This window comes from Streptomyces ferrugineus (genome assembly GCF_015160855.1).
In the GTDB taxonomy this organism is placed as follows: domain Bacteria; phylum Actinomycetota; class Actinomycetes; order Streptomycetales; family Streptomycetaceae; genus Streptomyces; species Streptomyces ferrugineus.
Map to the genome: position 1 here is coordinate 5,621,517 of NZ_CP063373.1, position 22,917 is coordinate 5,644,433.

24 protein-coding genes and 3 pseudogenes are annotated in these 22,917 nt (G+C 72.3%); 15 read left to right on the top strand and 12 right to left on the bottom strand.

Features of this window, described 5'->3' with window-relative positions; genetic code table 11:
• Positions 1 to 50: 50 nt before the first annotated feature.
• Together IM697_RS25360 and lgt are read right to left on the bottom strand one after the other, a co-directional pair.
• The gene (locus tag IM697_RS25360; RefSeq protein WP_194038406.1) at positions 51 to 473 is read right to left on the bottom strand and encodes a DUF6069 family protein; all 423 of its coding nucleotides are present in this window, start codon (positions 471 to 473) and stop codon (positions 51 to 53) included.
• A 31-nt stretch (positions 474 to 504) separates the two neighbouring features.
• Positions 505 to 1,371: a prolipoprotein diacylglyceryl transferase gene (gene lgt / locus IM697_RS25365; protein WP_194038407.1), complete on the bottom strand. Its 867-nt coding sequence runs from the start codon at positions 1,369 to 1,371 to the stop codon at positions 505 to 507.
• A 178-nt stretch (positions 1,372 to 1,549) separates the two neighbouring features.
• Here lgt and IM697_RS25370 point away from each other — a divergent pair, with 178 nt between their 5' ends.
• Positions 1,550 to 2,773, top strand: coding sequence for a sensor histidine kinase (locus IM697_RS25370; RefSeq protein ID WP_194038408.1), 1,224 nt, complete (start codon positions 1,550 to 1,552; stop codon positions 2,771 to 2,773).
• Entirely contained in the window at positions 2,770 to 3,417 is a 648-nt protein-coding gene (locus tag IM697_RS25375; RefSeq protein ID WP_194038409.1) for a response regulator, read from the top strand. Before IM697_RS25370 ends, IM697_RS25375 begins: the two co-directional genes overlap by 4 nt.
• A 77-nt stretch (positions 3,418 to 3,494) precedes the next feature.
• Here the strand turns inward: IM697_RS25375 and IM697_RS25380 are convergent, their stop codons facing one another.
• Complete coding sequence (locus IM697_RS25380) at positions 3,495 to 4,187, bottom strand: TetR/AcrR family transcriptional regulator (RefSeq protein ID WP_194038410.1); 693 nt, start codon at positions 4,185 to 4,187, stop codon at positions 3,495 to 3,497.
• A 101-nt stretch (positions 4,188 to 4,288) separates the two neighbouring features.
• On the opposite strand from IM697_RS25380, the gene IM697_RS25385 reads away from it, so the two are divergent.
• The 3 genes and pseudogenes from IM697_RS25385 to IM697_RS25395 all read left to right on the top strand — a co-directional run.
• The gene (locus tag IM697_RS25385) at positions 4,289 to 4,963 is read left to right on the top strand and encodes an SDR family NAD(P)-dependent oxidoreductase (protein WP_194038411.1); all 675 of its coding nucleotides are present in this window, start codon (positions 4,289 to 4,291) and stop codon (positions 4,961 to 4,963) included.
• 85 nt (positions 4,964 to 5,048) lie between these two features.
• A complete protein-coding gene (locus IM697_RS25390; protein WP_194038412.1) occupies positions 5,049 to 5,420 on the top strand; it encodes a DoxX family protein in 372 nt (123 codons plus the stop codon).
• Between the two features lie 519 nt (positions 5,421 to 5,939).
• Positions 5,940 to 6,101: pseudogene (locus IM697_RS25395) on the top strand (non-homologous end-joining DNA ligase); the annotation flags it as partial.
• Positions 6,102 to 6,139: 38 nt separating this feature from the next.
• Here the strand turns inward: IM697_RS25395 and IM697_RS45750 are convergent.
• Positions 6,140 to 6,438: pseudogene (locus IM697_RS45750) on the bottom strand (ATP dependent DNA ligase).
• A gap of 78 nt (positions 6,439 to 6,516) precedes the next feature.
• Between IM697_RS45750 and IM697_RS25405 the strand changes: the two are divergent.
• Positions 6,517 to 6,951: a cupin domain-containing protein gene (locus tag IM697_RS25405; protein ID WP_194038413.1), complete on the top strand. Its 435-nt coding sequence runs from the start codon at positions 6,517 to 6,519 to the stop codon at positions 6,949 to 6,951.
• On the opposite strand, the gene IM697_RS25410 is transcribed toward IM697_RS25405, so the two are convergent.
• The 4 genes from IM697_RS25410 to IM697_RS25425 form a co-directional block, all read right to left on the bottom strand.
• Positions 6,952 to 9,288 carry a SpoIIE family protein phosphatase gene (locus IM697_RS25410; protein WP_194038414.1) on the bottom strand — a complete coding sequence of 779 codons (2,337 nt, stop codon included), beginning with the start codon at positions 9,286 to 9,288 and terminating at the stop codon, positions 6,952 to 6,954.
• Between the two features lie 76 nt (positions 9,289 to 9,364).
• Positions 9,365 to 9,823 (bottom strand): peroxiredoxin, encoded by a 459-nt coding sequence (locus IM697_RS25415; RefSeq protein WP_194038415.1) that lies wholly within the window; start codon positions 9,821 to 9,823, stop codon positions 9,365 to 9,367.
• Positions 9,820 to 10,200 (bottom strand): DoxX family protein, encoded by a 381-nt coding sequence (locus IM697_RS25420; protein ID WP_194038416.1) that lies wholly within the window; start codon positions 10,198 to 10,200, stop codon positions 9,820 to 9,822. The genes IM697_RS25415 and IM697_RS25420 overlap by 4 nt, the downstream gene beginning before the upstream one ends.
• 84 nt (positions 10,201 to 10,284) lie before the next feature.
• Positions 10,285 to 11,031, bottom strand: a complete 747-nt coding sequence (locus tag IM697_RS25425) for an AraC family transcriptional regulator (RefSeq protein ID WP_194038417.1) — start codon at positions 11,029 to 11,031, stop codon at positions 10,285 to 10,287.
• 87 nt (positions 11,032 to 11,118) lie between these two features.
• On the opposite strand from IM697_RS25425, the gene IM697_RS25430 reads away from it, so the two are divergent.
• Complete coding sequence (locus tag IM697_RS25430; RefSeq protein ID WP_194038418.1) at positions 11,119 to 12,288, top strand: MFS transporter; 1,170 nt, start codon at positions 11,119 to 11,121, stop codon at positions 12,286 to 12,288.
• A gap of 141 nt (positions 12,289 to 12,429) precedes the next feature.
• On the opposite strand, the pseudogene IM697_RS25435 reads toward IM697_RS25430, so the two are convergent.
• Positions 12,430 to 12,576 (bottom strand): annotated as a pseudogene (locus IM697_RS25435) (TetR family transcriptional regulator); the annotation flags it as partial.
• Positions 12,577 to 12,827: 251 nt separating this feature from the next.
• Here IM697_RS25435 and IM697_RS25440 point away from each other — a divergent pair.
• From IM697_RS25440 to IM697_RS25455, 4 genes are all read left to right on the top strand, one after another.
• Positions 12,828 to 13,514 carry a response regulator gene (locus IM697_RS25440; protein WP_194038419.1) on the top strand — a complete coding sequence of 229 codons (687 nt, stop codon included), beginning with the start codon at positions 12,828 to 12,830 and terminating at the stop codon, positions 13,512 to 13,514.
• A 74-nt stretch (positions 13,515 to 13,588) separates the two neighbouring features.
• Positions 13,589 to 14,569 carry an ATP-dependent DNA ligase gene (locus tag IM697_RS25445; protein ID WP_194038420.1) on the top strand — a complete coding sequence of 327 codons (981 nt, stop codon included), beginning with the start codon at positions 13,589 to 13,591 and terminating at the stop codon, positions 14,567 to 14,569.
• 142 nt (positions 14,570 to 14,711) lie between these two features.
• A complete protein-coding gene (locus IM697_RS25450) occupies positions 14,712 to 15,488 on the top strand; it encodes an NPP1 family protein (protein ID WP_194038421.1) in 777 nt (258 codons plus the stop codon).
• 102 nt (positions 15,489 to 15,590) lie between these two features.
• The gene (locus tag IM697_RS25455; RefSeq protein ID WP_194038422.1) at positions 15,591 to 16,616 is read left to right on the top strand and encodes a questin oxidase family protein; all 1,026 of its coding nucleotides are present in this window, start codon (positions 15,591 to 15,593) and stop codon (positions 16,614 to 16,616) included.
• Here the strand turns inward: IM697_RS25455 and IM697_RS25460 are convergent.
• Entirely contained in the window at positions 16,597 to 17,598 is a 1,002-nt protein-coding gene (locus IM697_RS25460; protein WP_194038423.1) for an ArsR/SmtB family transcription factor, read from the bottom strand. The genes IM697_RS25455 and IM697_RS25460 overlap by 20 nt on opposite strands.
• A 106-nt stretch (positions 17,599 to 17,704) precedes the next feature.
• On the opposite strand from IM697_RS25460, the gene IM697_RS25465 reads away from it, so the two are divergent.
• Both IM697_RS25465 and hemC read left to right on the top strand, forming a co-directional pair.
• Positions 17,705 to 18,904, top strand: coding sequence for an MFS transporter (locus IM697_RS25465; RefSeq protein ID WP_194038424.1), 1,200 nt, complete (start codon positions 17,705 to 17,707; stop codon positions 18,902 to 18,904).
• A gap of 17 nt (positions 18,905 to 18,921) precedes the next feature.
• The gene (hemC, locus tag IM697_RS25470; protein WP_194038425.1) at positions 18,922 to 19,857 is read left to right on the top strand and encodes a hydroxymethylbilane synthase; all 936 of its coding nucleotides are present in this window, start codon (positions 18,922 to 18,924) and stop codon (positions 19,855 to 19,857) included.
• 27 nt (positions 19,858 to 19,884) lie between these two features.
• Here hemC and IM697_RS25475 read toward each other — a convergent pair whose 3' ends face one another.
• A complete protein-coding gene (locus IM697_RS25475) occupies positions 19,885 to 20,403 on the bottom strand; it encodes a hypothetical protein (protein ID WP_194038426.1) in 519 nt (172 codons plus the stop codon).
• A gap of 366 nt (positions 20,404 to 20,769) precedes the next feature.
• Between IM697_RS25475 and IM697_RS25480 the strand changes: the two genes are divergently transcribed.
• Complete coding sequence (locus IM697_RS25480) at positions 20,770 to 21,564, top strand: RNA polymerase sigma factor SigF (RefSeq protein ID WP_194038427.1); 795 nt, start codon at positions 20,770 to 20,772, stop codon at positions 21,562 to 21,564.
• 33 nt (positions 21,565 to 21,597) lie between these two features.
• Here IM697_RS25480 and IM697_RS25485 read toward each other — a convergent pair whose 3' ends face one another.
• Positions 21,598 to 21,930 (bottom strand): ANTAR domain-containing protein, encoded by a 333-nt coding sequence (locus IM697_RS25485; protein ID WP_194038428.1) that lies wholly within the window; start codon positions 21,928 to 21,930, stop codon positions 21,598 to 21,600.
• 169 nt (positions 21,931 to 22,099) lie between these two features.
• On the opposite strand from IM697_RS25485, the gene IM697_RS25490 reads away from it, so the two are divergent.
• The gene (locus tag IM697_RS25490; RefSeq protein WP_194038429.1) at positions 22,100 to 22,900 is read left to right on the top strand and encodes a VOC family protein; all 801 of its coding nucleotides are present in this window, start codon (positions 22,100 to 22,102) and stop codon (positions 22,898 to 22,900) included.
• Positions 22,901 to 22,917 lie beyond the last annotated feature (17 nt).

A 22,917-nucleotide genomic window follows, 5' to 3' on the forward strand; every position in this document is an offset into this window, starting at 1 on the left:
CCGGGCGGATCGTGCCTCCTCAACGCTCTATGGCCCGGCCGGCGCGTGGGTCAGCGCGCCGAGCTCAGTGGCATGACTCTGCGGTACGTCGGCACTGCGATCACCGCGACCGCGACGTGCATCAGGAGCAGCGCCCCCACACCGGTCACCTCGCCCTCGCCGAACAGGAAAAAGTCCGGCACGAAGGACAACACGACGACCGACGGGACGAGTCGGCGGAGCAGCCGTTCGGGATCGGAGGAGAACCTGCGGACGAGGGCCCACCCGACGGACCCTCCCAGCACTCCCAGCGCGGTCAGAAAGACGTACGACGAGGGCTCCAACGGGCGGAAGTCGTCCGGTGCACCGAGCGCGTGCGCCAGTACGGCGATCAACGCGTTCACCAGCGAGGACAGCAGGAAGGCGACGAACACACCTCCCGCCACCATGATCGGACCCCGACGGGTGGGGAGCGTCTCAGAGACACGGGACATGGCAACTCCAAACGGACATGAGGGACATTGGTCAGTTCTTGGGGCTACTGGTGGCATCCACTTGCTGAAGGAGACGGCCGACGTCGACGCCGTCACGCCTGTCGGCCGCGCGCCGTGTCGTAGCCACGAGGTAGGCGACGGCAGCCGCGAAGACCAGCAGCGCGGTCCAGTCGTTCAGGCGCAGGCCGAGGATGTGGTGGGCCTCGTCCACCCGCAGGTACTCGATCCAGAAGCGGCCGACGGTGTACGCGGCGGCGTACAGCGCGAACGCCCGGCCCCGGTCGAGACGGAAACGGCGGTCCGCCCACAGGACCAGGGCGACCACGCCGAGACACCACAACCACTCGTACAGGAACGCCGGGTGATACGTGGCCAGGTTCGGGGTGGCCTCAGGCCGGTGCGCGGGGTCGATCTCCAGGGCCCAGGGGAGAGTGGTGGCCCGCCCGTAGAGCTCCTGGTTGAACCAGTTGCCCCAGCGGCCGATGGCCTGCCCCAGCGCTATGCCGGGTGCGACGGCATCGGCGAACGCGGACAGGGCAACGCCCTTGCGGCGGCAGCCGATCCAGGCTCCGACGGCCCCACCGGCGATGGCGCCCCAGATACCGATGCCTCCGTCCCAGATGAAAAGGGCCTTGACCGGATCGCCGCTCTTGCCGAAGTACAGCTCGCCGGACGTGATCACGTGGTAGAGGCGGGCACCGACGACACCGAATGGAACCGCCCAAAGGGCGATGTCCGCCACGACGGTCTTCTCTCCGCCGCGAGCGGCCCAGCGACGGCCGCCCAGCCACACCGCGGCGGCGATTCCGAGGATCAGCATCAGTGAGTAGCCGCGCAGTGGGAGCGGGCCCAGGTGGACCTCGCCGATGGACGGGCTGGGAATGAAGGCCAGGAGCACTGGTGGTTCCTCACAAGGGGCGGTGGAAGAGCAGGCCGTCGACTGCGGGGCCGATCGTCGCCGCCCGCGCCCCTCACGCACATCGACCGATCGACGCGCCCTGCATCCACCGATCGGTGGAGCCGCCCCGCTGGTCGGCTGATTCTGCCGCTACGCGGCTGCGCCTACTCTGTAGGCCATGGCACTGCAACAGGCGTGGGACCGGCAGCGGTGGAAGGCCATGGGGCAGCACGCCTTCTTCGTCACCGTGCTCGCCCTGTCCATGCCGGGTGCGCTGGCCGGGGCGGATATGACGACCGGCGCCGCGCTGTCGCGGATCGGCCCGGCAGTGGGGCTCGCCCTTTGGTATGCGTACTGGATCGCGCTGCGCGGTGGCGCCGACCGCCCGCCGCTGCCCTACCTCGTCGGGGCCCTGTCCGGGTGGGCGGTCATGGCCACGGTGGACCCCGCGTTCCTCCCGGTCGCCGTGGCGGTACTGAGCCCGTACTGGCTGAGGCGGGCCTGGTGGTCGGCCGGCGGGGTGCTGGTGCTGGGCGCCGGCTGGTCATGGCAGAGCCTGACCACGGACGGCTCCGTCGACGTACGGGCGCTCACGGGCTGCGTGCTCGCTACCGCGGTGGCGGTCACCATCACCTGCTACGTCGCCACCCTCGACCATGAGAGTCACAAGCGGCAGCGGCTCCTGGACGAACTCACCGCCACCCAGGCGGAACGAGCGGCAGCGGAACGCCAGGCGGGTACCCTGGCCGAACGTCAGCGCCTGGCCCGCGAGGTCCACGACACGCTCACCCAGGGGTTCGCGTCCATCGCCATGCTGCTGGACGCCGCACGCGACGACCTGCCACCCGACTCCCCTGCGGCCCGCCGCGTCGAGCAGGCCATGCGCACGGCCCGGGACAACCTCGCAGAGAGCCGCCGCCTCGTGCACGCCCTCCGCCCGGCGCCACTGGACCGCACGCACCTGGCGGACGCTGTCCGTGAACTCACCGCCCGGCTCGCGGAGGAGACCGGCACCGAGGCCTACACGGTCGTGACCGGCCGCCCGGCCGCCCTGCCTCCCAGTACCGAGGGCGAGTTGCTGCGGGTCGTGCAGGAGGCACTGACCAACGCCCGGCGGCACGCCCGCGCGATGAGTGTCTCGGTCACGCTGTCGTACCTCGGCGACGTCCTGGCGATCGACATCCAGGACGACGGCACCGGGTTCGCACCGGCTGCCCGGCATACGGGCGTCGGCCTGACCACCATGCGGGAGCGCATCGCCGCCTTGCACGGCACGTTCACGGTGGAAAGCGCCCCGGGCGAGGGTACGACCGTCGCCGTCACGGTGCCCCTCCCGGTCGAGCCTTCCGCCTCCGTCTCCTCAGCCGTGTCGGGCACCGAGCGGATGGCCCCGGCGTCATGAGGACATCGGCCGGTCCCACGATCCGAGTCCTTCTCGCCGACGACCACCCCGTGGTCCGTGACGGGCTTGCCGCCATGCTCTCCACCCAGCCCGATCTCACGGTCGTCGGCGAAGCCGCCACCGGCGCCGAGGCACTGCGCCAGACCGCCTCACTCGCACCCGACGTCGTGCTGATGGACCTGCAGATGCCCGAAATGGACGGCACGACCGCGACCGCCGCCATCCGTGCCGCCCACCCCGAGGTGCGGGTACTCGTCCTGACCACCTACGACACGGACGCCGACATCACTGCCGCCGTCGACGCCGGCGCAGTCGGCTACCTGCTCAAGGACACCGGACGACACGAGCTCTGCGAGGCCGTTCGGACCGCGGCTCGGGGAGGCGCGGCACTGTCGCCCACCGTGGCCGCCAAGGTCCTCGCCCATATGCGCGGCGACCGGGGCGCCGGCTTGTCCGGCAGGGAGCTCGAAGTCCTGTCCGCCGTGGCCCGGGGGCAGAGCAACAGACAGATCGCCCGCGCCCTGCGCCTGTCCGAGGCCACCGTCAAGACCCATCTGCTGCACATCTACACCAAGCTCGACGTCCGTGACCGGACCGCCGCTGTCACCGCCGCACTTGGCCGAGGAATCATCCGCATGGACTGAAGGCCTTGCTGGAGTGTTGCTCGGCGGTACGGCGAGAGGCCGAGGAGTTCCGTCAGTCGGTCCTCCACCGAGTAGGACTAGGCGGTGCCCGGGCCGGTTTGTGAGAGGCGGACCATGGCGCGGTAGAGGGCGGTGGGCCTCGGGGCGTCGGGCAGCGGGGGGATCGGCGCACCGGGCGCGGCGTAGGAGCGGAGCATGTGGCCGACGAGGCGGCGCCAGGCGTCGGGGGCGTCCTCGCCGGCGGCGGTGACGACTCCGGCGTTGGCGATGAGCAGGATGACGACGTCCTGGTGGGTGAAGTCCTCGCGCAGGTGCCCGGTGTCCTTGGCACGGGTGATGAGCTCGAGCAGCCGCTCGTACGCCTCGGCGCGGCGTGCCTCCAGCGCCTTGGCGGTCGGGAAGGACATGGTCAGCACGTCGGCGAAGCCGCGGTCGGCGGCCTGCATGGCACAGACGGCCTGGAGGTAGCTGATGAAGCCGTGCCAGGGATCGGGGTCGGCCAGTGCCTCGGCGACGGCGTCGGCGTAGGCATCCATGCGATCGGCGAAGACCGCGTTGACGAGTTCCTCCCGGGTGGCGAAGCGCCGGCCGAGCGTGGCTTTGCCGACGCCTGCCTCTCGGGCGACCGAGGCCATGGAGACGCCGAGTCCTTCGGTGGCGTAGAGGCGGCGGGCAGCGGCCAGGATGCGGCAGCGGTTGCGTTCGGCGTCGGCGCGCAGTCCCGGGCCGGGCTGCTGGCCTGGCGTCTGGTCCGAAGGTGGCGAGGTCATACCCCCACTCTACCCAAGTGGAACGGTCGGCCCGTTTCTGCTGTACGGTGTGCGACAGTGAAAGTGGGACGCCTGGCCCACTTACTTGAAAGGACTTCACCATGCCCAGCATCGCCATCGTCGGAGCCGGCCCCGGCATGGGCCTCGCCATCGCCCGCACCTTCGGCTCGCGCGGCTACGACGTCGCTCTCATCGCCCGCAACCGCGCCAAGCTCGACGACCTCGTCGGCCGACTCACCGCCGAGGGCATCACCGCCGCCGCGTTCCCGGCGGACGTGCGCAACCACGACGCGCTGACCCAGGCCCTCAAGGACGCCGCCACCCGCTTCGGCGGCATCGACGTCCTGGAGCACTCCCCCGCTCCCAGCATCGCCTCCGTGAACCTCACCTCCCCGTCCCAGACCAGCCCCTCCGATGTACAGGGATGGATCGACTTCCTGCTCTGCAGCGCCATCACCGCCACCCAGGCCGTCCTGCCCGCGATGCGTGAGGCCGGCGCGGGCACCCTGCTCTTCACCAACGGTGCCGGCTCGGTCGACCCCATCCCGATGCTCGGCAACGTCAACCCCGCCCAGGCGGCGCTGCGCAACTGGGCGCTCAACCTGCACAAGGAGCTGGCCGGCACCGGTATCCAGGCCGCGCACGTCGCCATCGGCGTGTGGATCGGCGCGGGCGGCCCTCCCGAAATCCCGACCGCCGAGGCCGAGGACATCGCCCCTCTCTACTGGGACCTGCACACCCAGCGCGACGAAGCCGAGCGCGTCTTCACCGGCTGACGCCTCCCAGCTCTCCCCCGCGGAAGCCTGACCCGATCACTCCTCATCCGCCGCGGCGGATCCGAAGAAGAAGGTGTCCGCTCCGATGAACGTGTTCCTGTGGATCCTGCAGGGCGTCCTCGCCGCGCTGTTCGCGGCCGCCGGCGTCACCAAGTCCACCCAGCCCCGCGAAAAGCTCATATCCCAGCTGCCGTGGGTCAGTGACGTCTCGACACCCGTGGTGCGTCTGATCGGCGTCACCGAACTCGCCGGCGCCCTCGGGCTGATCCTGCCGGGCGCCTTCGACATCGCCACCTTGCTCACCCCGCTTGCCGCCACCGGCCTGGCTGTGATCATGGTCCTGGCCATGGGCCTCCACGCCCGCCGCAAGGAGCCGCAGGCCATCGGGTTCAACGCGATCCTGCTCATCGTCGCCGCGATCATCATGTGGGGCCGGTTCGGGCCCTACTCCTTCTGACCACCCGGTCTCCCGTCCCTTCACAGCGGCCCGGCCCGCGACCACGCCGGCCGGGCCGCAAGGCGAGGTCGTACTCGGCCGCCGGACTGATCAGGAACGGCTGACCTTCGGGCACGCCCAGGTCATCCAGCCGCTGATCCAGACCGTCGAACAGCGCATTGAACTCCCGTATGAATGGGCTCACTTCCCTCGGCCACGCGAGGTCTCGCCGGGTGAAGTGCACCCGCCACCCTGTGATCGACATGACGCTGGCCGATAGCCGTGGACAGCTCAACAGCCCATAACCGAAATTGGACGGGGTGCGCGTGCTGAGCGCTCCGCTGGAAGTGCCGCGATCAGGCCGTCGATCGGGTGCGGCACCATCGTGGCTGGTCGCGCCCACGCGGCGGAGCCGCAGATCGATACAGACCCGCGCCCCTTCGGGGCGCTGCAAGAACCGCAGCGCGGGCTTTGGCGCTTCGTATGGACCTGACCCGGCGGCAGGACGTCGAGGCGAGCGGGGTCGCGGCGACGTAGTACGTGTTCGACCTGCTCAGGCTGGACGGCCAGGACACCACGCGGCTGCCGCTCAGGGCCCGCAAGTCGCTGCTGCGGCGGGCGCTGACGTACCGCGCTCCGCTGCGGATGACGCCCCACCGCAACGAGGGCGGGGCCGAGCTGCTGGCCGACTCCTGCGCCCGGGGCTGGGAGGGGCTGATCGCCAAGCGGGCCGACGGGGACTACCAGCCGCGCCAACGCGGATGCCGCAGCATGCCGTCCCGGGTCCACTCGGTGAAGTCGATCTGCGCGACCAGCTCCGGCCTTACGCACCGGACCTTCGAACGGCGCGCGAGACACACATCCCGTCCAGCCGCTCGCGCAGTTCCAGCAGCGTGCGCCGGTCGAAGCCGGTGCCGACCTTGCCCGCGTACCGCAGCCGCCCGCCCTCGTGATAGCCGAGCAGCAGCGCACCGAGCCCGACCCGGCTCCCGGCCGGCTCGGCCGGCGGACGGTGCGGCCGCGTGAGCGCCTTGCGGATCTTTGGGGTTCTGCCCCCAACTGGGCTTGTGTGCCTCTATGTTCACGGCGGAACCCATGTCCTCCAGGAGGCTCCCGTATGCGCACCGCGCTCCGCACCACGCTCATCGGCGCCGTGACCGCCGCCACCGTCCTCGTCTGCGGCCCCGCCCAGGCGACGCCCCCGGGCCCGGGCGTCACCGGCCGGACCATCAGCCAGACCACCGTCGGAGACACCGACTACGTCCTGCGAGAGGTCACGGTGCCGCCCGGCCAGGCCACCGGCTGGCACTACCACGACGGCCCGGTGTACGGATACGTGAAGCAGGGCACGCTCAGCCACTACGACTCCGGCTGCGCCTCCGACGGCGTCTATCCGCAGGGCACCGTCGTGCGCGAGCCGGGCGGGCCGAGCGACGTCCACCTCGGCCGGAACCAGGGCGACACCACGCTCGTGCTGGAGGTGTTCTACATACTCCCGCACGGCGCGCCGCTGTCCGAGGACGTGCCCAACCCCGGCTGCCCCTTCGAGTGATCACACCGGCGGCAGCGGCTGTTCCGCCCAGATGGTCTTGCCGCTGCCGGTCTGCCGGCTGCCCCAGCGCTGGGTGAGCTGGGCGACGAGCAGCAGTCCGCGGCCGCCCTCGTCGTAGGCGTGGGCCCGGCGCAGATGCGGGGAGGTGGAACTGGCGTCGGAGACCTCGCAGATGAGGGTGCGGTCGCGGATCAGACGCAGCTGGATGGGCGGGGCGCCGTACCGGATGGCGTTGGTGACGAGTTCGCTGACGACGAGTTCGGTGACGAAGGCCGCCTCGTCCAGTCCCCACGCGGTCAGTTGGTCCGTGGCCGCCTGCCGGGTGCCGGCCACGCGCTCGGGGTCGGGCGGTACGTCCCAGGTGGCGATGCGGTCGGCGCCCAGGGCCCGGGTGCGGGCCAGCAGCAGGGCCACGTCGTCGCTGGGGTCCTCCGGCAGGACGGCCTTCAGCACCCCGTCGCACAGCGCGTCCAGGGACTCGGCGGGCGCGGTCAGCGCGCGGCACAGTTCGGCGGTGGCGTGGTCGATGTCGCGGTCGCGGTCCTCGATGAGGCCGTCCGTGTACAGGGCGACCAGGGCGCCCTCGGGCAGTTCCACCTCCCTCGCCTCGAAGGGCAGCCCGCCGACCCCGAGCGGCGGCCCGGCGTTCACCTCGATGACCTGGGCGGTGCCGTCGGGCAGGACGACGGCCGGCGGCGGATGGCCGGCCGCGGCGAGGCTGAGGCGGCGGGTGACGGGGTCGTAGACGGAGTAGAGGCAGGTGGCGCCGAGTTCGGCGACCTCGTCGGAGTCGTCCCCGGCGAGGTGGGTGACCAGGTCGTCGAGGTGGGTGAGGAGTTCGTCGGGCGGCAGGTCCACGTCGGCGAGGGTGCGTACGGCCGTGCACAGCCGGCCCATGGTGGCCGAGGACGGGATGCCGTGTCCGACGACGTCGCCGACGACCAGGGCGACCCGGCTGCCGGACAGCGGGATCACGTCGAACCAGTCGCCGCCGATGCCGGCCTGCGATCCGGACGGCCGGTAGCGGTGGGCCACCTCGACCGCCGCCTGGCCGGGCAGTCCCCGGGGCAGCAGGTTGTGCTGGAGGGCGAGCGCGGTGGTGCGTTCCCGGGCGAAGCGGCGGGCGTTGTCGACGCAGACGGCGGCCCGGCTGGCGAGTTCCTCGGCGAACACGGCGTCGTCGGCGCCGTAGTCGTCCGACTGCCGGATGCGCACGGCCACCGCGACGCCGAGCGTGGTGCCCCGGGCCCGCAGTGGCACCGCCATCATCGAGTGGGCGCCCACCCGGTGGCGCCGGCCGGCCGGGGCCCGGGCGTTGCGTTCGGCGACCCACCGCATGAACGCCGGCTCGCCGGCCTGGCTCTGGATCACCCGGCCCTCCAGTATCGCGCGGGCCGGCGGCGAGAACGGCGGGTAGTGGTCCACCTCGCCCAGGTGCACGGCCGCTTCCGGGGTGCCCTCGGTGACCGAGCCGTGGGCGACCCGGCGCAGGGCGATGTCCGTGCCGGTCAGTACGGGCGGCTCCTCGGCGCCCAGGACCCAGTCGAACAGGTCCACGCTGGCGAAGTCGGCGAACCGGGGCACCACGATCCCGACCATCTCCTCGGCGGTGCGCACCACGTCCAGGGTGGTGCCGATGGCGGCGGCGGCCTCGTTCAACAGGGCCAGCCGCTGGCGCGCCCAGTACTGGTCGGAGCTGTCGAACGCGGCGAGCGCGGTTCCGATCAGCTCGCCGGAGGGGTCGCGCACCGGCCACATCTCGGTGGTCCAGGCATGTTCGCGGTTCAGGGCCGGGGCGCCCGTGAAGCTCTCGTAGCGCAGCGGCCTGCCCGTCTCGCTGACCTGGCGAAGATGCCACAGGAAGCCCCGGCTGTGGACCTCGTCCTCCACGGTCTCCGGGAAAGGGCGGCCGAGCAGCACGTCCTCCGGTACGCCCATGACCTTGCAGGCCACGTCGTTGAGCCGCAGGTAGCGCTGGTCGGCGTCGAAGACGGACATGGACATGGACGCCTGCTGGAAGGCCAGCTCGGCCAGGGTGGGCTCGTGCCGGTCGGGCGGCCCCGCGGTGATCACGTATCCGTCGGGTCGGCCGTCCTCGTCCAGCACGGCGCACGCGGTCACGGTCAAGGGCACGGCCCCGCCGTCCCGGTGCCGCAGCACGGCGGTGCCGGTCAGCGCCGCGACGCCTTCGGGGGCCGGCGGCTCGGCGAGCAGGTCCCGTGCCGGCCTTCCCACCACGTCCGCGGCCTCCAGGCCCGTCAGCCGTCGGGCACCCTCGCTCCACCCCTTGACCACACCCTGGGCATCGAGGATCGCCACGGCGGAGACGCGCTCCATGTCGTCCAGCATGAGACCTGGGCCGCACCGCATCAACCGCGACGCCCGGGCCGTTGCCCGCGGGCCGCGACCGCGCTCACTTGCGCAGCGCGGCGAGGGCCCGGTCGGCGTGGGTGTTCATCCGCAGTTCGCTGCGGACGACCTCCAGAACGGTGCGGTCCTGCCCGATGACGAAGGTGGCCCGTTTGGTGGGGGCCAGCGCGAAGCCGCGCGTCACGCCGAACAGCTCCCGGACCGTGCCGTCGGCGTCGGACAGCAGCGGCATCCCGAGGGTGTGGCGCTCGGCGAACTCCTGCTGGCGTTCGACCGCGTCCCCGCTGATGCCGACCGGCCGGGCCCCGACGGCGGCGAACTCGGCGGCGAGATCACGGAAGTGGCAGGCCTCCGCCGTGCAGCCGGGGGTGAGGGCGGCCGGGTAGAAGAACAGCACCACCGGTCCCTCGGTGAGCAGTTCGGTCAGGCTGCGCACGGCGCCGGTCTCGTCCGGCAGCGTGAAGTCCTCGACCTTGTCGCCGACCTGTACTCGTGCGCTCATGACCGGCCCTCCGCGTTCCTGGCGACGCCCCGTGCCCACAGCACGAGGGGGATCTGCAGCGGCAGCCGGCCGACGGCCGCGGCCTTCTGCGGGGCGGGGCGGTGCCGCCAGTCGACGGCCATCTTCACGTTCGCGGGGAACACACCGACGAAGAAGGCCGCGGTGGCCAGCGCGGCGGCCTTGCGGGTGCGCGGCAGCGCCACACCGGCGGCCAGCGCGAGTTCGGCGACGCCACTGGCGTACGTCCAGGTCCGGGGCGTCCCCGGAAGAGCGCTCGGCACGACCGCGTCGTACTGGCGCGGGGCGGTGAAGTGGGTGACGCCGGCCGCGGCCAGCAGGCCGGCGAGCAGCAGGGGCGAGCGTTCGGACCGGGGCACGGATCCTCCTTGGATGGCCTGCCGCCGGATGCTACCGGAGGGTAGATCACGGACCGCCACCCGCCCTGCCCGTCATCGGCCCCGCTACGTGCGGCGGTTGTGGGTTCCCGGGGTGTAACCGAAGGAGCGGCGGAAGACGTCGATGAAGGCACTGGCGGAGGACCAGCCGCAGCGGTGGGCGACGGTCGTGACGGGCGTGTCCTCGGCGAGCAGCCGCAGCGCGTGGTAGAGGCGGGACTGGGTGCGCCACTGCGGGAAGGTCATGCCGAACTCGCGGCGGAAGAGCCGGCTGAGAGTGCGCTCGCCGACCCCCGTCGCGGCGCCGAGCGCGGCCAGGGTGCGCGGGTCGGCCGGGTCGGCGTGGACGAGGGCGCAGACCGCGGCCAGGCGTGGGTCGGCGGGGGTGGGCAGGCTCAGGGGCTGCTGGGGCGAGGCACGCAGTTGGTCGCGCAGGACGGCGAGCAGGCGACGGCGCTCGGGGCCGCCGTCGTCGGGGTCGCGGGTGTAGGCGAGGATCAGCTCGCGCAGGAGCGGGCTGACGGCGAGGACGGTGGGGGCGTCCAGGCCGAGGGGGTTGTCGTCGGCGGGCAGTCCGACCAGGTACAGGTCGAGGTGGCCGTGGGCGCGGTGGGCGTGCGCGGTGCCGGCGGGGACCCAGATGGCGCGGTTGCCGGGCGCGAACCAGGTGCCGGCGTCGGTGGTGACGGCGAGGACGCCGGAGCCGGCGTAGACGATCTGGTGGTCGTCGTGCCGGTGGGCGTCGATGCGTTCCCCGGCGGCCAGGACCTTGGCACGGGTCGGCGCGGTCGGTGCGTGGCGGATGTTCGACACAGCTCGGCAGATTATCGGAAGCGGGCCACCGGCGCGGGCCGCGACGATCGCGGGGTGTCCGAGAAACGCAGTCGAACCATCACTTTGATGTCCCTGGGCCACGCCTGTGTCGATGTCTATCAAGGCGCCGTCGCGGCCCTCGTCCCCTTCTTCGTCGCCGAGCGCGCCTACAGCTATGCCGCCGCCTCGGGCGTCGTCCTCGCCGCGTCCCTGTTGTCGTCGGTGGTGCAGCCGCTGTTCGGGGCGCTCACCGACCGCTGGTCGATGCCCTGGCTGCTGCCGCTGAGCGCGCTGGCGGGCGGTGCGGGGGTGGCGCTCAGCGGGGTCACGGGGTCCTACGCGCTCACCTTGGCGGTGGTGGCCGTGTCGGGGGTCGGGGTCGCCGCGTACCACCCGGAGGCGGCCCGCGCGGCCCGCGCCGCCTCGCGGGGGAGCCATACGGCGATGGGCTGGTTCTCCCTCGGCGGCAACGTCGGTTTCGCCCTGGCCCCGCTGCTGGTGGCGGCGGTCGTCGCCACGGGCGGGCTGGGTGCTTCTCCCCTGCTGGTCGTGCCGGCGGTCGTCGGGGCGGCCCTGTGTGCGGCGGCGGTGCGTTCGGGCACGGGCGGGGGCGCGGACGGCGGCAGGGGCGGCGAGGGGATCGGCACCGACGACTGGCCGTCGTTTCTGCGGCTGTCCGGAGCGATCATGTGCCGGTCGATCGTGTTCGTCGGCCTGAGCGCCTTCGTCTCGCTGTACGTCCGTCAGCGGGCCGGTGGCGGGGAGGTGGCCGGTACGGCCGCGCTGTGCGTGCTCTACGCGGGCGGCGCGGTGGGGACGGTGGCCGGGGGCCGGCTCGCCGAGCGGTACGGGCGGCTGACCGTCGTGCGCCGGGCGTATGCGCTGTCCGTCCTCGCGGTGGCCGGGCTGGTCCTGGTTCCCGGGCCGGCGATGTATCTGTTCGTCGCGCTGACGTCGGCCGGCCTGTATGTCCCGTTCTCGCTGCATGTCACGCTCGGCCAGGACTATCTGCCCCGGCGGGTCGGCACGGCGAGCGGAGTCACGCTGGGGCTCGCCGTGAGCGTGGGCGGGCTCGCCGCGCCGGTGATCGGCGCGCTGGCCGACGCCACGTCGCTGCGGACGGCGCTCGTGCCGCTCATCGCCCTGCCCGCGCTGGGGTGGCTGCTGCTGAGCGGGCTGCGGGAGCCGGCTTCTCCGGGGCGGGCGGCACCGGCTGCCGGCCCGCCCGACCGACGTTCGCGCGCCGTGTCCGCTTGAGCGCCCGGGTCAGGCGGTCCCGGCCGGTGCCGTCGGCTGCGGTTCGGTGTCCTCGTCGACGGTGTGGGCGAGGAAGTCGTCGACCCTGCGCTGGAAGAGCCCGGCCGGCTCACGCAGTTCCTCGGGCGACCAGTCGGCCAGGGCGTTGTTGCCCTGGCCCGCGGCCTCGCTGACCTGGCGGTTGGACACCGCGTACACGCCGTGCTCGGCGAAGAGCCGCTCGGCCGCGGTCAGGAGCAGCTCCCGGGTCGCGCTGACCTGTTCCTCCCGCAGTGTCCTGCCCGCCATGATCACCACCGCACCGGGACCTCGCGCCACCCGCCGACGACCAGTCCCTCGAGCCGCCGTGGCTTCACTCCCCACAATCTAAGTCAACTGACTGAATCGCGGCGGCGGGCCGTCCTGCTCGGGGATGAGGTGTGGGGCGGACATACTGCGTTTCGAGTAGCGGTGATTGTCGGCGGACGCATGACGACACGGCGGCTCGATACGGGAAGGCTGAGCGCAGTCCCACGATCCGGAAGCGGAAGAAACACCCCATGACCATCCGTGTACTGCTCGCCGACGACCAGGCCCTGCTGCGGGCCACCTTCCGGATCCTGATCGACTCCTCCGCCGACATGGAGGTCGTCGCCGAGGCCACCGACGGCGCCGAGGCCGTCGACCTCGCCCGGGCCCACCACCCCGACCTGGTCCTGATGGACATCCGTATGCCCGGCACCGACGGACTCACCGCCACCACCACGATCTGCGCCGACCCCGGCCTCACGGCGGTGCGGGTGCTGATCCTGACCACGTTCGAGATCGACGAGTACGTGGCGCGGGCGCTGCGGGCCGGGGCGAGCGGCTTCCTCGGCAAGGACGTCACCGCGGACGTGCTGCTCGACGGCATCCGTACCGTGGCCGCCGGCGAGTCCCTGCTCTCCCCCACCGCGACCCGCACGCTCATCACCCGGTTCCTGGCATCGCCCGCCGAGAGCTCGCAGTCGGCCGCGCCGGAGCACCTCGCCGCGCTAACCGCGCGCGAGCGGGAGGTCATGGCGTGGGTGGCCGAGGGGCACTCCAACGAGGAGATCGCCGAGAAGCTCTACGTCAGCCCGCTGACCGTACGCACCCATGTGCACCGGGCCATGACGAAGCTCGGCGCCCGCGACCGTGCCCAACTGGTCGTGATGGCCTATCAGTCGGGCCTGGTGCGGGCCGTGCCGCCGAACGCGGAGCAGTGACGTCCCGGCCGCCGTTCAGGGGAAAACGGCGGCCAGGGCGCGTGAGCGCGGGCAGGGCCGTCGACAACTGACCCGTGAGCCTGCCGCTGATCCCTCCGATGCTCGCGACGCCCGGCACCCTGCCGCCCGCCGCGCAGGACGCGCGCTGGGCGTACGAGACCAAGCAGGACGGCCAGCGCGCGGTGGCCTATCTGGCCGGCGACGGCTCCCTGCTGCTGCGCGCCCGCTCCGGCGAGGACATCACGCCCGCCTACCCCGAACTGCGGCCGCTCGGCGACGCGCTCGGCGCCACCTCCGCCGTACTGGACGGGGAGATCCTGGTGCTGGACGAACAGGGGCGCGCCGACTTCCAGTTGCTGCAGTCCCGCATGGGCCTGGTGCACGCGCCCGCCCGGGCCGCCCGGATGGCCACGCGGACCCCGGTGCATCTGGTGCTGTTCGACGTGATGCACCTGGCGGGCCGCTCCCTGCTCAAGGTCCCCTACTCACGCCGGCGCGGGCGGCTGGAGGAGCTGGACCTGGCCGGGCCGTTCTGGTCGACGCCGCGCGCCCTGGTGGGACACGGCGCGCAGGCGCTGGCGGCCACCCGCGAGCACGGCCTGGAGGGGCTGGTGTGCAAGCGGCTGGACTCGCTGTACGAGCCCGGGGTGCGTTCCCGCGCCTGGATCAAGATCCGCAACATGCACAGCGAGGACGTGGTCGTCGGCGGCTGGCTGCCCGGCAAGGGTCGGCTCACGGGCCTGCCGGGCGCGCTGCTGGTCGGTCAGTTCACGGCCGACGGGCGGCTGCGGTACGTCGGCGGCGTGGGCACCGGCTGGAGCGAGGCCGAGCGCACCCGGCTCGCCGAGCTGCTGCGGGCCGGCGCGACGGACGTGTGCCCCTTCGATCCCGTCCCCCAGGTGGCGGGCGCGCGCTGGGTGCTGCCCCGGCTGGTCGGCGAGGTCCGCTTCAGCATCCGCACCCGCTCCGGCATGCTGCGCCAGCCGTCGTGGCTGCGGCTCAGGCCGGACCTGGCGCCCACGGACGCGGCGGCCCAACTGCCGGACGACGTCTGACGCACAGGTGCGGCGGCGAGTATTGCGCTGCCCTTCACCGTTGGTACGCCCGTGGCTCTTGGCGCGTAAGTGAAAACCGGGGATCCTGAACTGCCGTTCCCCCCACAGCCGTTGGGCTGCGCCCGGACTCCGAGGAGACGCAGTGTCGTCACAGACGTTCCGCACCCACAGCAAGCGATGGCTCACCGGTCTGGCAGGTGCCGCCGCGCTCGTCGTCGCTTTCCCCAGCGTCGCCTTCGCCGCCCCGCCCGGAGCGCTGCCCGCCAACGCCGAGTCGGGCGAGCAGACGTACCAGCCCGCCTACGACTACGACACCGACGGCTGCTACTCCACCCCGGCCATCGGCCCGGACGGCACGGTCAACGGCGGCCTGAACCCGACCGGTGCGCTCAACGGCAACTGCCGTGACGCCTCGGACCTGGACAACACCAACGGGTACTCGCGCTACAAGTGCAACAACGGCTGGTGCGCCTACATGTACGGCCTGTACTTCGAGAAGGACCAGGCGATTGCGGGCAGCAGCATCGGCGGGCACCGGCACGACTGGGAGCACGTGGTGGTGTGGGTGCAGAACAACGCGGTGCGGTACGTGTCGACGTCCAACCACGGCTCGTTCACGATCAGCCCCGCGTCGTCGGTGCGCTTCGACGGCACACACGCCAAGATCGTGTACCACAAGGACGGCATCAGCACGCACTGCTTCCGCCTGGCCAACTCGGGCGACGAGCCGCCGGAGAACCACAAGGGCACCTGGCAGTACCCGCCGCTGGTCGGCTGGAACGGCTACCCGGCGGGCGTGCGCGACAAGCTCGTCGCGTACAACTTCGGCAGCGCCAACTTCGGCCTGAAGGACGGCAGCTTCGAGTCCCACCTGGCGTCGGCGAAGCCGTCCGGCATCTCGTTCGACCCGAACGCCTGATCAGACGTCACCATCGGGCGCGGGTCCTAGGACCCGGGCACCGCGCGGTTTGCGTCCCGCGCCCGATCCCGGCCCGCGGCCGGGCCGCATACGGTCGCGCTCATGGAGACAAGCGACAAGCACGACACCGGCGGACAGTTCGAGGAAGCCCTGGAACGCCTGCACACCCGCGGCCCGGAACGGCAGGGCTGGCTCTCCAACCACGCCCCCATGGTCGTGGAAGCTCTCGCCGCCCACGGCCGGGCCGGGGCGGTCCATCGCTGGCTGGACCTCTACGAGGACAGGCTGGAGGACTTCCCGGACCGCGTGGCTCCTGTCACCGACGACGACTGGGCCTCGGCGCTGGGCGATCCGCGCCGCATCACGGACTGGACCGATCATTTCTCCCGCGCCCTCGCCGAACGGCCCTTCAGGAGCGTCCTCGCCGAGTGGTGGCCACGGTTGTTGCCCGGGATGTACGGCGGCGCCACGCACACCGTCATACGGGCCGGGCATGCCGTACGGGCCCTCGAGGCCGGCGAGAACGCGCCCCGGCTCGCCGAACTGGCCCATGCGCTGGGCTACTGGGCGGCACGGCATCAGCCGGTCACCGGCGTCGCCGCCCTGCCCGGAGCCCTGACGGCCTCGGCGGCCCTGGACGCGGTACCCGCCATCGAGCCGGGGCATCTGGGATTCCGCGACCGGCTGGCCGCCGTCCGCCGACTGCCCGTGTGGGCCGCCTCGGTCACCGACCCGGACACCGCACGTGACCGGCTGACCGAACTCGTCCGTGCCACGACCCACCGCTACGCCACCCATGGCCACGGCGAACCGACCATGCTGGCGCATGCGGCGACCGCTCCCAACGCCGTGCTGCGGACGCTGGATTCGCTGCCGCGCGAGCTGTGGGCGCCGAGCCTGCACGCGGCGTGGATCGCGTCCGCGGCGGTCACCGCCATGTACGCCCCGGCGGAGCCGGTCCCCCACCGGCCCGCGGCGGCACTCACCCCGGAAGAGGTGCTGGAGCGCGCTGTGGCACACGGCGACGAGCACGTCATCAAGTTCACCGACACGGCCCTCGACGTCGGTGACGAGCCCGCCCTCGCGGCCGCCGTGCGGGCGGTCGAGATCAGCGCGCCGCTGGTGTGACGTCCCGCTCGACGAGGGCGTCGCCCAGAGCCGTTCGTCCGTACAGGACGTAGTGGCCCTGGCGCCGGGACTCCAGCAGGCCGGATTCCCGCAGGACCGAGAGGTGGGCCGACACGGTCGACGGGGCCAGGCCGTGGCGGTGGGCCAGTTCCGTCGTCGAGGAGGGCGCGGCGAGGCCGGTGAGGACGGCCGCGCGCTGGTGGCCGAGCAGCCGGGCGAGCGCCTGTGGCGGGCGCGGGGCGGTGTGGAGACGGGCCATGTCCCGGGCGGGGTAGATGACCGTCGGCTGCCAGGGCCGGGCGAAGCCGCTCACCACGTCCGGCCACACGAACACGCTCGGCATCAGCAACACGCCCCTGCCGTCCGGGCGTTGGGCGTCCGTCACGTCGGCGTACCGGCGCAGGGTGAGGGTGTGGCCGGTCCAGTCGACGGCCGGGTGCAGGTCGGTGAGCAGCGCGTCGAGGCCGCCGTCGGCCGCCCTGCGCGAGCGGTGCGCGATGTCCGCCTCGAGCACGGCCCGATGGCGCGGCCAGTCCGGGGCGAGCAGCGCGTGCCAGGCCCGTTCGGTGAGGTCGGCCAGGCGCCGGACGGTGGCGGCGGGGTCGTCGAGCGCGGCACGCCCCTGGGGTGACTCGGCCAGGCCCGGGGTGCAGGACAGCGAGCGTGCCATCTCGGCGTGGGCCAGGGCGGGGTCGGTGGCGCGCATCCGGGCCAGCTCGTCGTCGATGGCCGGGTACGGGTGCTCGGGGGGCGGGCCGAGGAAGTCCGGGGTGTAGCCGCCGGGCGGGGGGATGAACAGCCACAGGAGCCCCAGGTCGAGGCCGGCGACCGTACGGCTCATACGGCGCAGCCAGGCCTGGTGGTAGCCGTGCCGGGCGGGCCGGCGCAGCATGCGCAGCGCCTCGTGGGTCTGGCACAGCGGCGAGATCGCGAACCGGCAGCGCGTGAGGTCGTCGGTGCCGAGGTGCAGGGCGAGCGGCATGGCAACCCCCGTGGTGAGCGGCGATTCGTCCTGGACCGAAAGAGTAGAGGCACCGGCCGCGGCCCAGCACGCTTGCCCCGACTCCCCCTCACGGAAAGGCGGTTGGATGGCAAGCGTGGGTCCGGCACCCTGGCGGCGTGCCGCCGTCGTCGCGGCGCTGATGCTGGCGGCGTTCACCTTCAACACCACCGAGAACCTCCCGGTCGGCCTGCTCGCCCTCATGGCGGACGACCTGCGGGTGTCGCTGACCGCCGTGGGCGCCCTGGTCACCGGGTACGGCCTGACCGTGGCCGTCGCGTCGCTGCCGCTCGCCCATGTCACCCGGTCGGTGCCGCGCCGGTATCTGCTGACGGGGATTCTGGGCCTGCTCGCCGTGGCGAGCTGGGTGTCGGCGCTGGGCGGGGTGTCGTACGGGGGGCTGCTGGCGGCGCGGGTGGCGACGGCGCTGGGGCAGGCGTTGTTCTGGGCGGTGATGGGGCCGGTCGCGGTCGGGCTGTTCCCACCGGAGCGTCGCGGGCGGGTCATCGGACTGCTGTCCGTCGGGGGCTCGCTGGCCACGGTGGCCGGGGTCCCGGCGGGGACCTGGCTGGGCGGACACACGGAGTGGCGGACGCCGTTCGCGGTGCTCGGTCTGCTCGCGCTGCTCTCGCTCGTGACCATCGGCGTCCTGCTGCCGTCGTCCCGTCCGCAGGACGGCCATTCCGCGTACGGCGCCGCCCCCGACCGGCGCGGGTTCCGTGTCGTGCTGACGGTGACCACCCTTTCGGTGACGGGTGCCTTCGCCGGGTTCACCTATGTCGTCGCCTTCCTCGACGAGGTGAGCGGGTTCGGCGCGGACGCGGTGAGTGCGGTGCTGTTCGCGTTCGGTGGGGCGGCGCTGGCCGGGGTCACCGTGACCGGGCCACTGCTCGACCGCTTCCCGCGCGCCACCCTGGCCGTGCCGGTGGCGGGCCAGGCGGTGGCGCTGCTCGGCCTGTACGCCGCGGGCCATGTCCCGGTGGCGAGCGTCGTGCTGATCATGCTGCTGGGCTTCTCGGTCGCGCCCGCCTTCATGGCGACGCAGAGCCGGGTGCTCCAGGTGGCGCCGGGCCGCACCGAGACCGCCCTCGCGGCCAACTCGGCCGTCTACAACGTGGGGATCGCCGCGGGTGCGTTCCTCGGCGGCGCGCTGCTGCCCGCCACCGGGGTGCGCGGCACGTTCCTGGCCGGGGGCCTGTTGACGGTGGGGGCGCTCGCGGTCCTGCTGTGGTCGGAGCGCGGGAAGGCGGTGGGAATCGACCGGTACCGTACGGACGCTCGGCTGTGACGGTCTATCGTGTCCGCATGTCCGTGCCTGAACTGATCCGTATCGTCTCCCGCGACTCGCCGATGGCGCTCGCCCAAGTGGAGCGTGTCCGCGCCGAGTTGGCGGCCCTGCACCCGGGTGTGCGCACCGAGGTCGTGCCGGTGAAGACGACCGGTGACAAGTGGATGGGCGATCTTTCCAAGGTCGAGGGCAAGGGCGCGTTCACCAAGGAGGTGGACGCGGCGCTGCTGGCGGGCGAGGCCGATCTCGCCGTGCACTGCGTCAAGGACATCCCCGCCGACCGGCCGCTGCCCGCGGGGACGACGTTCGCCGCGTTCCTGAAGCGGGACGACATCCGTGACGCCCTGATCCACCCCGGCGGGCTGACGCTGGACGAGCTGCCGGCCGGCACCCGGATCGGCACCTCCTCGGTGCGCCGGGTCGCGCAGCTGGCCGCCACCCATCCGGAGCTGGAGTGCGTGCCGTTCCGCGGCAACGCCAACCGGCGGCTGGAGAAGCTCGCGGCCGGCGAGGCCGACGCGCTGCTGCTGGCGGTGGCCGGCCTGGAGCGCATCGGCCGCACCGACGTGATCAGCGAGGTCCTCTCGCCCGAGGCGCTAATGCCGCCCATCGGCGCGGGCATCCTCGCGCTGCAGTGCCGGGAGGGCGACAGCGAGCTCATCGACGCGGTCAGCGGACTCGGCGACCCGGACACCTATCGGGAGGCCACCGCCGAGCGCATGTTCCTGCACGTGCTGCAGGGGCACTGCAACAGCCCCATCGCCGGGTTCGCGCGCGTGGACCGCGGCGGCGAGTTGTCCCTGCGGGCGTGTGTGTTCACCCCGGACGGCAAGACGCGGCTGAACGCCCACGAGTGGGCGGGCCGGCTGGACCCGGCCACGCTGGGTACGTCGGTCGCGGTGGCGCTGCTGCGTCAGGGCGCCCGCGAGATCATCGACGGCATCCCGCACTGAGCCGCCGGGCACCGGGACGGTCGCGCGTCAGGCGGTGCCCTCTTCGGCCTGCTCCCGCAGGAAGTCGCTGATCTGGAGCGCGAGGCCGTCCCGCAGGGTGGCGGCGTGGACGCCGACCGTCTCCTGAAGGCCCAGGCCGCCGGTCCACAGCCGGCGGTCGGCCCACTCCTCCTCGACCCGCAGCTGGATCTGCACATCGACCTGGCTCAGGCTCGCCTCCGGGCCCGCCGCGTACAGCACGGCGGTGGCCCGGCGCAGCGGGTAGACGTCGAAGCCCTCGATGAACTGCGAGTTGCGCCAGTCGATGAACGCGGCCTCGCCGTCGCTGCCGATCCGCACGTCGATCTGGCCGTCCTCGAGGTGGATGCCCAGGTGCCTCTCACCGCGGTTCTCGACGGTGACACGGACCCTGAAGTACGTCAGCCCCTCGGCGGCCTCGTCCCGTCCGCGCGGCGGCTCGGCGGCTTCCAGACGGTGGACGCGGACACGCAGACCGGCATGCTCGTCGTACTCGTGCCAGTCCCCGACCACGTTCGGCTCGTACACAGTCCACCTCTCGACCCAGAGAGCTGCTGTCTATCTTCGCGCTCAGCGCACTGTCAAATGAGCAGAATGCGCTGTGGCCAGCCCATTCGCCCGCTTGATCACCGATCAAGCCGTGGGCAGGAAGGATCCGCCTTCCGGCCGCGCGGCCGCGTTCACCCACGTGCCGCACATCACGTTCCCCAGCAAGATCAGCGAGGCGCTCCGCCTTCCCTTCCGGCGCGGACGGACAGTCACCCGACGGCGACACGTAGTGGTATTCACGAAATGCGTTTCTGGTTCTTGGATAGGGGGAATATGTCGATATGTGCTTCGGACCGGAGGCACATCCGTGAGAACCCGAGCACCTGCTGAGGGAGGTGCACACGGATGTGTGCCACCGCAGCCAGAACGAAGCAGCACCCGCATGACGACGCCCCCGACACCGCCGAGGCCTTCGACCGGATCGCCGCACTGCCCGAGGGGGCCGAACGCAAGGCACTCAGGGACGAACTGGTTCAGGCCTGGTTGCCCATGGCCGAGCGGATCGCCGTACGGTTCAAGGGCCGTGGCGAGTCCCTCGAGGACCTGTACCAGGTGGCCGCCCTGGGGCTGGTGAAGGCCGTCGACCACTACGACCCGGCCCGCGGCCACGCCTTCGAGGCGTACGCGGTGCCCACCATCACCGGCGAGATCAAGCGGCACTTCCGTGACCACATGTGGACCCTGCATGTGCCGCGCCGGGTCCAGGACCTGCGCAATCGCGTGCGCAACTCCGCCAAGGAGCTGTCGCAGCGCACCCCGGGCCGCACACCCACGGTCGCCGAGATAGCCGAGCACGCGCAGCTCAGCGAGAGCGAGGTGCGCACCGGGATGGAAGCGCTGGAGTGCTTCTCCGCGCTGTCGCTGGAGGCGGAGATGCCCGGCACGGACGGCTACGCGCTGGGGGACGCGATCGGCGATCCGGACCCGGCGTACGAGGTCGTCGTCGACCGCGTGTCCGTCAGACCGTGTCTGCAACGGCTCCCGGAACGCGAGCGCACGATCCTGTACCTCCGCTTCTTCGGCGGGATGACACAGAGCCGCATCGCGCTGCAACTCGGGATCTCGCAGATGCATGTCTCGCGGCTGCTGAGCGGCTGCTTCGCCCAGCTTCGGGAGGAACTGCTGGCCGAGGTGCGCTGAGTCGGGCGGCCCGCGTACGGCCTGCCCGTGCCGTCACTCCTGGGGGGACTCCGGGATCTGCGTCGGGCCGTGGCGTTCGAGGGCCTCTTCGAGTTCGACGCGGATCTCCGGCGGCATCCTGCCGCCGCGGCCCCAGGTGATGATCAGCTCCGCGACCCGGCGCAGCTTGATGTTCGTGTGCTGGGAGACGTCCTTCAGGACCGCCCATCCCGCGTCCGGGGCCACCCTGCCCAGCGCCACGACCATGCCGATCGCCTGGTCCACGACGGCGTGCGAGGCCACCGCCTCCTTGAGCTGGTCGACCTCTTCCTCCAGCTCGAGAATCCGGTCGGTCTCGTCAGGACGGTCGTTCGGTACCGATGCCACGCCTCCATCCTCGCCTCTTGACCGGTCGGGTGCCAGTGAAACGCGAGGACCGAGATCGGCCGTTTCGGCGCAACGGCGGGGGTACTCGACAGGCCCCTGAGCGAATCCGGCTGGACACTGGGAGCAGACCGGTGGCCCGCCGGCCGGGCGAGACCAGGACGCGACTGCCATGAACGATGCGAGAACCACCAGGGGCACGGCCGACGTCGTGTCCACACACTCCGTCTTCGGCGCACCTTGCTGGGTGAGCCTGACCAGCCGGGACCTGGAAGCCACCCAGGAGTTCTACACGGCCGTCCTGGGCTGGCGCTGGAGGCCGGCCAAGCTCGGGGACCCCTTCCGGATCGCGCTGGCGCAGAGAGTGCCGGTGGCCGGCATCGCCGCGGTCGCCTCGATGTGGCAGATGGCCGTGGCCTGGACGCCCTACTTCGCCGTGCCCAGTGCGGACGAGGCCGTGGCCCGGGTGCAGGAACGCGGCGGCACCGCGGCCGTCGGGCCGCTCTCCCTGCCGCCGGGACGGGCGGCGCTGCTCGCCGACCGGGACGGGGCGACGTTCGGCATCTGGGAGGGGGAGCTCATCTCCAACTGGGAGACCTGGCGTCGCGCCGCGCCGACGTTCATCCGGCTGCACACCCGGGACGCGTTCGACGCCGCCATGTTCTACGGCGAGGTCTTCGACTGGGCGTCGGAGCGGCCCGGCTGCTGCGAGGTCCACTACGAGGGCGGCGAGGTCGTGCTGCGCAGTGGGGGCGACGTCGTGGCGCGGATCGAGTCGGGGGCGCTGGGGGCCGCGCCGGATCCCACGATTCGACCGCACTGGCAGGTGCACTTCGCCGTCGCGGACGTGGCGGAGTGTGCGCGCGCCGCGGAGCTGCACGGGGGAAGCGTGCTGTCCAAGGTCAGCGAGGAAGCGGTGCTGCGGGATCCGGACGGGGCGCAGTTCACCGTGACCTCGCGGCGCGAGCGGTAGGTTGCCCCGAGCCCCTT